Genomic DNA, 11,325 nt, shown 5'->3' on the forward strand with positions numbered 1-11,325 from the left:
CCGGAGTCAGCGGGAGCGGCGGAGGCGGAGGAAGTCGCTGACGACGTATTCGCCGAGCCGGTCCGCGCTCGGTGAGAACACCCGCCCGCCGTTCCTGCGGGCCACCTCGTCCACGAACTCCTTCAGCCGGTCGTCGGCGGCCAGCATGAAGACGTTGATCGTCGCCCGCCGTCGCGTCATCTTGTCCACCTCGGCCAGCGTCAGCTCCAGCGTCTCGTGCGACGGCGGCCACTCGAAGGCCGACCTGCCGTTGCGCATGAGGTGGGCGGTCGGCTCGCCGTCGGTGACCACCAGCACCACCGGCTCGAAGTCGGGGTGGCGGTCGAGGTGGCGGCCGGCGATCAGGAGGGCGTGGTGGAGGTTGGTGCCCTGGACCATGTCCCAGTCGAGGCCGGCCAGCTCGTCGGGCTGCAGGACCCTGGCGTAGTTGGAGAAGCCGATGATCTGCACGGCGTCCTGCGGGAACTTGGAGGCCACCAGCGCCTGGAGGGCCAGCGCCGTCTGCTTGGCCGCGGCCCACGTGCCGCGCAGGGCCATCGAGTACGACAGGTCGACCAGCAGGCACACCGCCGCCGCGCTGCGGCGTTCGGTCTCGGAGACCTCGAAGTCGTCGACGGACAGCCGCACCCGGGCCCGCCCGTCCTTGGGGGCGGTCGCCACGCCGCCGCTGCGCACGCCGTTGACCAGCGTGCGGACGACGTCGATCGGCTGCTCGTCGCCGAAGCGCCACGGCCGGGTGGAGCCGGTCAGCTCGCCGGCCGAGCCCGCGTCGTGCTGGTCGTGGTCGCCGCGCCGGCCCGCGTCGAGGGAGGAGAACACGCGTCGCAGCGCGGTCTCGCCGAGCCGCCGGACCGCCTTCGGGGTCAGCTCCAGCTTGCCGCGGCGGCGGAGCAGGTAGCCCTGCTCCTCCAGCTCACGTTCGATGCGCTTGAGCGCCTCCAGGTCGTCGACCGCAGCCCGGCCCAGGGCGCGGCGTACGGCGGCCTCGTCGATGTCGTCGAGCCGCGCGCCCGGGTAGTCCTGGCGCAGGGCGGTCTCCAGCTGGGTGAGGTCGGCCAGCTCCTCCAGGGCGGTGACGGCGTCGCCCATGGCCAGGGGCTCCTCGCCGGTCAGGCGCTCGGGGGCGTTCCAGGCCAGGTCGGGACGGCGGGCGTGCAGGGCCTCGCCGAGGCGGCGCATCTGGTCGGACAGGCCGGCCTGGTCGAGGGTCTCGTTGATGAGGTTGGACAGCTCCTCGCGCTGGCGGGGGGTCATCGAGGCCAGCATGCGCTGGGTGGCGGCGGCCCGCCGGGCCAGGATGTCGACGAGCTCCTCAAGGTTCCGGGGTGTTTCTGGGAACAAATCGCCATATTTCGCCATAAAGGCGTCAAAGTCTTCTTGGGTGTGCTCGCCTCGGGTGTCCCTGTCCAGCATGTCGTTCAGGTCGGACATCATCTGCCGGACGCGGGCCATGGCCTCGGGGTCGGGGTTGGCCAGCGCGTCGCGGAGCCCTCTGAACTGGCTGTCGAGCACCTCGCGCCGCAGCAGGTCGCGCAGCTCCTCGAACGTCTGGCGGGCCGCCGCGGAACGCCACTCGTACGTGCTCAGCTCCTGGATGGCGCTCGCGGTGTCCTCGGGCAGCCCGTCGAGCCCGGCCTCGCGCAGCCGCGCGTCGTCGGACGGGTCGGGGAACAGCTCGGCCCGCTCCTGCCCGATCGCCTTGTCCAGCAGCGCCCGCGCGCGTTCGAGGGTGCCGTCGAGCCGCCCGCGCTCGCGCAGGTCCCTGCGCCGCCTGCGGACCTCCTTGAGCATGTCGTCGAGCCCCCGCCGGTCCTGGCTGCCGGGCAGCCCGCGCTTGAGCAGGTCGCGCAGCGCGTGCACCGGCGTCGAACCGGACAGGATCGCGTCGCCCATCTCGTCGAGGGCCGCGCGTACGTCGTAAGGAGGGGCCAGGGGGTCGGGGCCGTCGTGGTATTCGCCGTAGCGGAAGGCCATCACGCTTCCACGCTAACCCCAACCCGCCCCCGCCCGTCTACGGACGCCTGGCCACTTCCCACACCTCGACCGCGCTGTTCGCGTCGGGCGTATAACTCACCTGGACCTGGACCGCGCGCCCGGCCCCCTTGAGCGCCTTGGTCAGATCGGCCGACTCGCAGGGCAGCGTGCCGAGCCCGCGCTTGTCGACGCCGGCCGGCTTCCCGGACACCCAGCGGTCGCCGCAGCGGGCGGTGGCCCGGTAGAAGGACGTCAGGTACGTGTAGCCCAGCTTGATCTGCTTGCCGCCGGTGCTGAACAGGACCGTCGCGTCGTCGATCCGCTTGACCGAGCCGCGCGCGGTGACCGGCTCCGGCCAGGCGTTCAGCAGGAACTCCTGAGCCTTCACGGCCTTGCCGCCCTCGTACTCCACGCGCAGCGGGACCGCGCCCTGCCGGAGCCCGACGGTGAGCTGGGCGGGCTTGCACGGCGTGCGGCCCAGGCCGTCGCGGTCCAGCGCGACCCGGCCCTCGGTCTCCTTCAGGTCGCACGCCGTCGTCACCCGGCTGTAGGCGGCACGGGTGTAGTCGAGCTTGAGCTCTTCGGCCCCCGGGACCGGGGTCAGCTTGTAGAGCACGTTGCCGCCGCGCCGCACCTTGGCCGGCTTCATGGGGACGATCCGCAGGCTGCCCTTGCCGTCGGCCCAGGCGTAGCCGTAGGCGGTCTTGGCGGCCGTCCTGGCGGGGGCCGCCTGCGCGGGCAGCGCGAGGCCACCCAGGACGAGGCCGACGGCGGTGGCATGGATGAGCAGGCGCATGGGCGGTTCCCCCCGGAGTCGTGATCAACCAAACACTACGACGCGGGAAACCGCCCGTTTGTTCACGTCCGGTAGATCGTGACCCCGTCGAGGTCTTCCTTTGACAGCCGTCGCATCAGGTAGAGACCTTCGAGCGCGAACTCCAGGGCCGCCGCGGCGTGCCCGGGGGACTCCTCGCCGGCGCCCATGCCGAGCCTGGACATGATCTTGGCCAGGCCGCTGACCGGCCCGATCCGGTGCAGCAGCTCGGCCGCGGCCACCATGTCGCCGGACTCCACCTGGTTGCCCTCGGCGAACTTGTCGGTCACCGGGGACAGGTCCATGCCGCCCAGCCTGCTCCTGAACGTCTCGGCCGTGGCCCGGCGCAGCAGGTGGGCCAGGATCTCGGTCTCCCTGCCCTCCTCGCTGACCTCGAACTCCACCTTGCCGCGCAGGCTGTGGACGACGCAGGCCAGGTCGCAGACGCGCGTGACGGCCTGGTCCTCGCCCTTGATCGCGGACCTGCGCACGGCGGAGGCCGCGGCGGTCTCGGCGGCGGCGATCGAGAAGCGCGCCGACACGCCGGAACGGGCGTCGACGGCCGTGGACTCGCGGACCAGCCGGGTGAACCTGGCGATCACCTCGATCAGGTGCTCCGGAACGTCGGCCCCGATGTCGGGCACCGACTCCTGGCGGATGAGCGTGAGCTCGTCCTCGACCGTGAGCGGGTAATGGGTGCGGATCTCGGCGCCGAAGCGGTCCTTCAGCGGCGTGATGATGCGGCCCCTGTTGGTGTAGTCCTCGGGGTTGGCGCTGGCGATGAGCAGGATGTCGAGGGGCAGGCGCAGGTTGTAGCCGCGCACCTGGATGTCACGTTCCTCCAGCACGTTGAGCAGCGAGACCTGGATGCGCTCGGCCAGGTCGGGCAGCTCGTTGACGGAGAACACACCGCGGTTGGTGCGGGGGACCAGGCCGTAGTGGACGGTCTCGGGGTCGCCGAGGGTGCGCCCCTCTGCGATCTTGATGGGGTCGACGTCGCCGATGAGGTCGCCGACGGAGGTGTCGGGAGTGGCGAGCTTCTCGCCGTAACGCTCGTCGCGGTGCTTCCACGCCACCGGCAGCTCCTCGCCCAGCTCCCGCGCCAGGGTCTTGCAGCGCGTGCAGGCGGGGGCGTACGGATGGTCGTTGATCTCGCAGCCCTCGACCACCGGGGTCCACTCGTCGAGCAGGCCGGTGATCGTGCGGATGAGCCGCGTCTTGCCCTGCCCTCGCTCACCGAGCAGGACCAGGTCGTGCCCGGCGAGCAGCGCCCGCTCCAGGTGTGGCAGGACGGAGTCGTCGAAGCCCACTATGCCGGGGAACCGGGGCTCGCCGGCCCGCAGCCTGGCCAGCAGGTTTTCCCGGACCTCGGCCTTGACGCTGCGATGAACGTGGCCGCTCTCCCGCAACTCGCGGAGAATACGTGGCTGATGCACGGGATCGAGACTACGTCCCCCGCGAGAAATGCGGCAGAGAGTTTCGCATCTGGCGGAGATTTCGGATCTTGACCTATTGCGTGACGGTTCGTACGCGTGCTTGTCCCTTTAGTGGGGAGAATCGGCCCTAGGGAACATGCACATGTCGAGGGAGGCGAGACGTGTGGCCTTGATGACAAGCCGCTTCGCCGACGGCCTCGCCGTGGGTTCCGACCTGGTGGAGGCCGCGGAGAGCGCCGTCGGTCAGGCACTGTCGAGGCTCAGCGGCCAAGCCGACCTGGTCTGCTTCTTCATCTGCGGCGAGGACCCCGAGGACGTCGCCAGAGCGGGCCAGGCCGCGATGAAGCTGGCGCCCGAGGCGCATGTGATCGGATGCAGCGCCACCGGTGTGATCGGCGACGGTCAGGGGGTCGAGCTGACGCCCGCGGTGAGCGCGTGGGCGGCCACCCTGGAGGAGGCCAGGCTCACCACGTTCGCCCTGGAGACGCTGGCGGCCGAGGACCGGTTCGTGGTCGTCGGGCTGCCCGAGCGCACAGGGGACGACCACGTGGCGATCCTGCTGGCCGACCCGTACACCTTCCCGACCGACGCGTTCGTGGAGCGTTCGGTCGACGTGCTCGGCGACCTGCCGCTGATCGGCGGCCTGGCCAACGGGTTGCAGGGCAGGGGGTCCGTACGGCTGTTCGCGGACGGCAAGATCTACACCGAGGGCGCGATCGGCGTCCTGCTCAGCGGGCCGATCAAGATCAGTACGGTGGTCAGCCAGGGCTGCCGCCCGATCGGCCCCAGCATGGTGGTCACGGCCTCGGAGGAGAACCTGCTGCTCGAACTGGCCGGTCAGCCCGCGCTGGCCCGGCTGGAGGACATCGTCAGCGAGCTGGACGAGGACGACCGCGAACTGGTCGCCGCCGGCCTGCAGATCGGCGTGGCCATGGACGAGTACGCCGAACGCCACGAACGCGGCGACTTCCTCATCAGGGGCGTCATCGGCATCGACCCCGAACGCGAGGCCGTGGCCATCGGGGACATCGTCGAGATCGGCCGTACCGTGCGCTTCCAGGTCAGGGACGCGGCCACCGCCGACGAGGACCTGTACGACCTGCTCGACGCCCACCGCGAGGAACTCGGCAAGGTGGACGGCGCGCTGCTGTTCTCGTGCAACGGCCGGGGCTCGGCGATGTTCGGCACCGCCGACCACGACCCGGTCGCCCTGCGCGACACGCTGGGACCGATCGGCGTCGCGGGCTTCTTCGCCGCGGGCGAGGTCGGGCCGGTCGGCGGACACAACCACGTGCACGGGCTCACGGCGTCCGTGCTGGTCTTCTCCAGCGCCGCGGAGCCGGAGCTGTCGTGATCCTGGCGATCGACGTCGGCGGCACCAAGCTGGCCGCCGGACTGGTGGCCCCTGACGGAACCGTGATCACCTCCCGGCGGGCCGCCACACCCCAGAACGCCGACGCCGAGACGCTGTGGCACACCCTCACGACCCTCATCGACCCCTTGTCGGCCCGCGCCGAAGGGGTGGGCGTGGGCTGCGGAGGGCCCATGACCTGGCCCGACGGCGAGGTCTCGCCGCTCAACATCCCCGGCTGGCGCGGCTTCCCGCTGCGCGCCCGGCTGGCCGGCCGGTTCCCCGGCTTACCCGTACGCCTCCACAACGACGCCATCTGCCTGGCCATCGCCGAACACTGGCAGGGCGCCGGCCGGGGAAGCGCCGACATGCTGGGCATGGTGGTCTCCACCGGCGTCGGCGGCGGCCTGATCCTGGACGGACGCCTGGTCAACGGCGGCACGGGCAACGCCGGCCACATCGGCCACGTCGTGGTCGAACCGGACGGCGGCCCCCGCTGCGGCTGCGGCGGCCACGGCTGCCTGGAAGCGGTCGCCCGCGGCCCCGCCCTCACCGCCTGGGCTCTCACCCAGGGCTGGACTCCCACCGGCGACCCGGAGCCCTTGGAGGCGTCCGAGGGCAGGGAGGCGTATCAGGAGGACCGGGCGGTCACCGGGCGGGCGCTGGCGGCCGACGCGCTCGCCGGGGACCCCGTGGCCCTGCTGGCGATGCGGCGGGCCGGACGCGCGCTCGGGATCGCCATCGCCTCCGCCACCCACCTGTGCGACCTGGACCTGGTGACGATCGGCGGCGGGCTGTCGCAGGCCGGCGAGCCGCTGTTCGGCCCCCTGGAGGAGGCTTTGCGGGAGCACGCCCGCATGGGGTTCGCCCGCCGCCTCAAGGTCGTGCCCGCCGCCCTCGGCCAGGAAGCCGGCCTGGTAGGCGCCGCCGCCCTCCTCCTGGCCGGCGGCGCCTACTGGACCTCCTCCCGCGACTGACCCTCGCGGGAGGGTCGCCGGGCGGGCGCGGGCCGAGGGTGCGGAGGCCGCCGCCTGCCCGGGAGGGCGGTCGTGCGCCGGGCGGGGGCGGAAGAGCCGCCGGCCGCCCGGAGGTCACCCCTGTTCGGTGTGCCGGCCAGGGCCCTCGCCGGTGCCGTCGCCGGTGCCGGAGCGGTCGGTGGGGCCGTCCGTGGGCGGGGCGGGCATCGCGGTCGGCTCGCAGGGGCCCACCGCGCCCTTGACGATCTGCAGCGAGGTGGAGACCGGAGGGGCCTCCGGCCCGCTCCTGTCGAGGGTGACCGCCAGCACGAGCGTCTGCCCGGCGGGAACGCGTCCCTTCGGGATCTTGAAGGAGATCCCGTTCCCGCTGCTGCCGATGCTCGCCTCGAACCGCCCCTCGGCGGTCCCGTGCTGCCCCCGCGGCTCCTTGCAGACCTGCCCGTACGGCAGGTAGTCCACCACCGCCTTGACCCCCGCCGCGGCCAGCTGGGACGCCAGCCCGTCCGGGTCGCGGAAGGCGTTGATCTCCACCGCCACCCCGCCGTCGGCCGTCCCGGTCACCGCGTACGCCGGCGCCCCGCCGAACAGGCCGGTCGCCGCCACCGTCGCCACCGTCGCCACCGCGGCGACCCCGGCCGCCGCGGCCAGCCCCACCAGCCTGCGCCGGGGCCGCCGGACGCCCGGCGTGCCGACCTGGGCCCCGACCGGAGCCCCGACCTGCGCCGGCCCGGCCGCCATCTCGTGCTTGAGCGCGCCCAGCAACCGCTCCTCGAAAGTGTTCATGCCTGTCCCTCCACGTACACGGCCGACGGCGAAGCGACGTTCTCCAGGGCGCGTCTGGCCCGGTGCAGGCGGACCCGCGCGGTCACCTGCCTGATGCCCAGGGCGGCGGCCGCCTCGGAGACGGTGAGCTGGTCGATCGCCACGAGCTCAAGCACCGCGCGTTCGCCCTCCGGCAGGCCCGCCATGGCCTCCAGGGCGCCGCGCATGCCGCGCTCGGCGTCGATCCGCTCCTCCATCCGGACGAGGTCGTCGTCGTCCATCAGCCGCCGCCCCGCGATCCGGCCGGCCGCCCGCGCTTCCCGTGCCGACCTGCGCAGCTGGGCCGACACCACGTTGCGGGCCACGCCGTACAACCACGCGGTCTGGCTGCCCCGGCCCGGCACGTAGGTGTGGGCCGAGTCGAGGGCCGCCAGGAAGACGTCGGCGGTCAGGTCGGCGGCCAGGTGAGGATCGCTCACCCGCCGGACCACGAATCGCATGACGACGTCGACATGGCGGCGGTAGAAGGCCTCGAAGGCCGCCGGGTCCTCATTGAGGCGCACTGGCCTCGCTCCCTTCGTCGTTCGCCCTTACACCTGTACTTGGTCCGGCCGACGGGAAGCGTTTCGGCGCAGGTCAGGCGAGGGTGGGGCGGCGCGGCTGGAAGAGCCACGCGTCGAAGAGCGGGTCGAGGTCCTTGCCGGACAGCCGCTCGGACAGGTCGACGAACTGCCGCGTGGTGACGTTGCCGTAGCGGTGTTCGGCGGTCCAGGTCTTGAGCAGCTTGAAGAACGTCGGGTCGCCGACCGCCTTGCGCAGGGCGTGCAGCGCCATGCCGCCGCGGGTGTAGACCGACTCGTTGAACAGGTCACCGGGTTTGGCCCGGCCCGGCGGGTAGGACCACATCGGGTCTTTGACGCCGCGGTTGTAGAAGTCTTTGAAGATGGTGTCGGCGGTCTTCTTGCCCCGGTGCTCCGACCACAGCCACTCCGCGTACGTCGCGAAGCCCTCGTTGAGCCACAGGTCCTTCCACCGCTTGATGGTCAGGCTGTCGCCGAACCACTGGTGGGCCAGCTCGTGGGCGATGATGCCCTCGTCGGGGTCGAATCCGCCGTAGAGGGGTTTGGTCTGGTTCTCCAGGGCGTAGCCGGCCGAGTAGTCGTCGACCACGGCGCCGGTCGAGGAGAACGGGTAGGGGCCGAAGACCGTGCTCCAGTAGTCGGTGATCTCGCCCGAGACGTTGTAGACGCGGTCGAGGCCGGTCCTGAACTTCGGATCGACGGCCGCGTACGTCGGGATGCCGCCCGGCGAACGGCCCTGACGCACCTCGAACTTGCCGATCGTGGCCGTGGCGAGGTAGGTGGCCATCGGGTGCGGCTCGCTCCACCGGTAGGTGGTGCGGCCGCCCGCGGTGGACGGGGACGCGCTCTGCTCGCCGTTGGCCACGACGGTCAGGCCGGCGGGCACGGTGACCGTGAAGTCGAACGTGGCCTTGTCGGCCGGGTGGTCGTTGCTGGGGAACCAGGTCTTGGAGCCGTTGGGCTCGGAGGCCACGAACGCGCCGTCGGCGGTGGGGATGAACCCGTAGGTGCCCAGGTTGGCGGTGTCCTTGGCGGGCGTGGGGCTGCCGGAGTAGGAGATCTCGGCGGTGAACGGCGAGCCGGCGGTGAGCCGCGCGGCCGGGGTCACGGTCAGCTCGCCGCCCTTGCGGGAGAAGCCCGCGGGCGAGCCGTCGACGCTGACCTTGGCGACGTCGAGGCCGGTGAGGTCGAGGTTGAAGCTCGACAGGTCCTGGGTGGCCTTGGCGCGGATCTTCGTCAGGCCGGTGAGCCGCTTGGTCGCCGGGGTGTAGTCGACGGTCAGCGAGTAGTGGGCGACGTCGTAGCCGCCGTTGCCGTCCTGGGGGAAGTCGGCGTCGCCGATGCCCGGCGCGCCCGCGTGGCGGCCGGCGGCCGAGCGGGGCGGCGGCTCGTCGGTGGGCGCGCAGGCGAGCACGCTGATCAGCGCCACCAGCACGGCCGCGCCGCGTCTTCTGATCCGCATAGGTGAACCAGCCCCCTTCAAGCCGTGACCGGAATCTTACGCTGGGTCACGCGCTCCCGACGACTCGTCACCGCGGAGGGGGAAGAGCCGGAGGCGCCGGCGGCTCCCCGCCGCCGGCGCCCCATGAGCCCTGAAAGTGGTGGTGGTCCCATGAAATCCAGATCACCCCCACCAAGTCGGGACAAACTAAAGGTTGCCCCTTCGTTCCTGCTCGCGCTCGATCGCCTCGAACAGGGCCTTGAAGTTCCCCTTGCCGAACCCGAGCGACCCGTGCCGCTCGATCAGCTCGAAGAAGACCGTGGGACGGTCCTGGACCGGCTGCGTGAAGATCTGCAGCAGGTAGCCGTCCTCGTCGCGGTCGACCAGGATCTTGCGCTTCTTCAGCTCCTCGATCGGCGCCCTGACCTGCCCGATGCGCTCGCGCAGCTCGGGGTCGTCGTAGTAGGAGTCGGGCGTGTCGAGGAACTGCACGCCCGCCGCGCGCATGTGGTCGACGGTGGTGAGGATGTCGTTGGTGGCCAGGGCGATGTGCTGCACGCCCGGCCCGCCGTAGAACTCCAGGTACTCGTCGATCTGCGACTTCTTGCGGCTGATCGCCGGCTCGTTCAGCGGGAACTTGACCTTCCGCGTGCCGTCGGCCACGACCTTGGACATCAGCGCCGAGTACTCGGTCGCGATGTCGTCGCCGACGAACTCGGCCATGTTCGTGAAGCCCATCACCTTGCGGTAGAACTCCACCCACTCGTCCATCTTGCCGAGCTCGACGTTGCCGACGCAGTGGTCGACCGCCTGGAACAGGCGTCCCGTCTTCGTCGCGGGCGGCGCGACGAGCGGCTCGGCCGGCACGTAGCCGGGCAGGTACGCGCCCCCGTAGTTGGACCTGTCCACGAGCGTGTGCCGCGTCTCGCCGTAGGTGGCGATGGCCGCGAGCACCACCTTGCCGTGCTCGTCCTCCAGTGTGTACGGCTCCACCAGGCCCGTGGCCCCGTGGGCGACCGCGTAGGCGTACCCGGCCTCCACGTCGGGCACCTGGATGGCCAGGTCGATCACGCCGTCACCGTGCTCGGCGACGTGCCTGGCCACGTCCGTGCCGGGCCGGATCGAGGCCCTGAACTCGAAGGTGGCGCTGCCCGAGGTCAGGACGTAGGCGACCTCGTCGCGGCTGCCGGTCTCCGGCCCGCGGTAGGCCACCAGTCGCATGCCGAAAGCGGTCGAGTAGTAGTGGGCGGCCTGCCGGGCGTTGCCCACGGCGAACACCACGGCGTCCATGCCGTTAACCGGAAAGACATCAGTCATACCCCTAACTCTCGATTTAGCTGGACGAGTTGTGCAACAGTTACTTGAACGAGTGCACAATCTGTCCACCTATCTCAGGTCAGAGTCGGAGAACTTGTACAGCATGACGATCGACGAACTGGACGCCCGGCTGATCTCACTGCTGACCGCCGAGCCCCGGCTTGGTGTGCTGGAGTGCTCCCGCCGCCTCGGCGTCGCCCGCGGCACCGTCCAGGCCAGGCTCGACCGGCTGGTGGCCAGGGGCGTGATCACCGGGTTCGGGCCCGACGTGTCGCCCGTTGCGCTCGGCTACGACGTGACGGCGTTCGTCACCATGGAGATCAGGCAGGTCTCCGGGCACGACCCGGTCGCCCACCGGCTGGCCCACATCCCCGAGGTGCTGGAGGTGCACACCATCACCGGCGGCGCGGACCTGCTGTGCCGGGTGGTCGCGCGGACGAATGCCGATCTGCAAAGGGTCATCGACCAAATCGTGGATGTTCAGGGGGTGCTCAGGACTTCTTCGATCATCGCACTCGACACACCGGTTCCATACCGAGTGCTGCCTTTGGTCGCCGATGTTCCGCGCCGCGGGGGGCGCTAGTGGCCCGTCTCTGAACGTTGACCCGGTAATTGATCTCGGCTGGTGAACCCGGAAAGCTGGCTGCCTCTGGAACCTGGGAGGTAGCCGTG

The 11,325-nt window shown here is 71.2% G+C and carries 10 protein-coding genes; 3 read left to right on the top strand and 7 right to left on the bottom strand.

The annotated features are described in order from the left end of the window. Window positions 1–6: 6 nt before the first annotated feature. The 3 genes from ABZ444_RS44715 to ABZ444_RS44725 all read right to left on the bottom strand — a co-directional run bounded on the left by ABZ444_RS44715 (window position 7) and on the right by ABZ444_RS44725 (window position 4,224). Window positions 7–1,974, bottom strand: coding sequence for a hypothetical protein (locus ABZ444_RS44715; RefSeq protein ID WP_358010312.1), 1,968 nt, complete (start codon window positions 1,972–1,974; stop codon window positions 7–9). A gap of 37 nt (window positions 1,975–2,011) precedes the next feature. Then, window positions 2,012–2,770: a hypothetical protein gene (locus ABZ444_RS44720; protein WP_358010304.1), complete on the bottom strand. Its 759-nt coding sequence runs from the start codon at window positions 2,768–2,770 to the stop codon at window positions 2,012–2,014. A 62-nt stretch (window positions 2,771–2,832) separates the two neighbouring features. Next, window positions 2,833–4,224 carry a sigma 54-interacting transcriptional regulator gene (locus ABZ444_RS44725; protein ID WP_358010305.1) on the bottom strand — a complete coding sequence of 464 codons (1,392 nt, stop codon included), beginning with the start codon at window positions 4,222–4,224 and terminating at the stop codon, window positions 2,833–2,835. A 172-nt stretch (window positions 4,225–4,396) separates the two neighbouring features. Here ABZ444_RS44725 and ABZ444_RS44730 point away from each other — a divergent pair, with 172 nt between their 5' ends. Together ABZ444_RS44730 and ABZ444_RS44735 are read left to right on the top strand one after the other, a co-directional pair. Continuing rightward, window positions 4,397–5,578, top strand: coding sequence for an FIST N-terminal domain-containing protein (locus ABZ444_RS44730; RefSeq protein WP_358010313.1), 1,182 nt, complete (start codon window positions 4,397–4,399; stop codon window positions 5,576–5,578). Next, window positions 5,575–6,552 carry an ROK family protein gene (locus ABZ444_RS44735; RefSeq protein ID WP_358010306.1) on the top strand — a complete coding sequence of 326 codons (978 nt, stop codon included), beginning with the start codon at window positions 5,575–5,577 and terminating at the stop codon, window positions 6,550–6,552. Before ABZ444_RS44730 ends, ABZ444_RS44735 begins: the two co-directional genes overlap by 4 nt. Window positions 6,553–6,666: 114 nt before the next feature. On the opposite strand, the gene ABZ444_RS44740 is transcribed toward ABZ444_RS44735, so the two are convergent. The 4 genes from ABZ444_RS44740 to hppD all read right to left on the bottom strand — a co-directional run bounded on the left by ABZ444_RS44740 (window position 6,667) and on the right by hppD (window position 10,626). After that, a complete protein-coding gene (locus ABZ444_RS44740) occupies window positions 6,667–7,335 on the bottom strand; it encodes a hypothetical protein (RefSeq protein WP_358010307.1) in 669 nt (222 codons plus the stop codon). Next, complete coding sequence (locus ABZ444_RS44745) at window positions 7,332–7,877, bottom strand: RNA polymerase sigma factor (RefSeq protein ID WP_352352982.1); 546 nt, start codon at window positions 7,875–7,877, stop codon at window positions 7,332–7,334. The genes ABZ444_RS44740 and ABZ444_RS44745 overlap by 4 nt, the downstream gene beginning before the upstream one ends. A gap of 73 nt (window positions 7,878–7,950) precedes the next feature. Further along, window positions 7,951–9,357 carry a M1 family metallopeptidase gene (locus ABZ444_RS44750; RefSeq protein ID WP_358010309.1) on the bottom strand — a complete coding sequence of 469 codons (1,407 nt, stop codon included), beginning with the start codon at window positions 9,355–9,357 and terminating at the stop codon, window positions 7,951–7,953. A gap of 186 nt (window positions 9,358–9,543) precedes the next feature. Beyond that, window positions 9,544–10,626 (bottom strand): 4-hydroxyphenylpyruvate dioxygenase, encoded by a 1,083-nt coding sequence (gene hppD / locus ABZ444_RS44755; protein ID WP_358010311.1) that lies wholly within the window; start codon window positions 10,624–10,626, stop codon window positions 9,544–9,546. A gap of 130 nt (window positions 10,627–10,756) precedes the next feature. On the opposite strand from hppD, the gene ABZ444_RS44760 reads away from it, so the two are divergent. Further along, window positions 10,757–11,236: an Lrp/AsnC family transcriptional regulator gene (locus ABZ444_RS44760; RefSeq protein WP_352323250.1), complete on the top strand. Its 480-nt coding sequence runs from the start codon at window positions 10,757–10,759 to the stop codon at window positions 11,234–11,236. Window positions 11,237–11,325: the final 89 nt, after the last annotated feature.

Source organism: Nonomuraea sp. NPDC005730, from assembly GCF_040630865.1.
In the GTDB taxonomy this organism is placed as follows: domain Bacteria; phylum Actinomycetota; class Actinomycetes; order Streptosporangiales; family Streptosporangiaceae; genus Nonomuraea.

Bases quoted from the DNA above. Each gene is read 5' to 3' on its own strand.
- ABZ444_RS44720 (WP_358010304.1), bottom strand. From the start codon at position 2,770: ATGCGCCTGCTCATCCATGCCACCGCCGTCGGCCTCGTCCTGGGTGGC.
- ABZ444_RS44715 (WP_358010312.1), bottom strand. From the start codon at position 1,974: ATGGCCTTCCGCTACGGCGAATACCACGACGGCCCCGACCCCCTGGCC.
- ABZ444_RS44740 (WP_358010307.1), bottom strand. From the start codon at position 7,335: ATGAACACTTTCGAGGAGCGGTTGCTGGGCGCGCTCAAGCACGAGATG.
- ABZ444_RS44750 (WP_358010309.1), bottom strand. From the start codon at position 9,357: ATGCGGATCAGAAGACGCGGCGCGGCCGTGCTGGTGGCGCTGATCAGC.
- ABZ444_RS44760 (WP_352323250.1), top strand. From the start codon at position 10,757: ATGACGATCGACGAACTGGACGCCCGGCTGATCTCACTGCTGACCGCC.
- ABZ444_RS44730 (WP_358010313.1), top strand. From the start codon at position 4,397: ATGACAAGCCGCTTCGCCGACGGCCTCGCCGTGGGTTCCGACCTGGTG.
- hppD (WP_358010311.1), bottom strand. From the start codon at position 10,626: ATGGACGCCGTGGTGTTCGCCGTGGGCAACGCCCGGCAGGCCGCCCAC.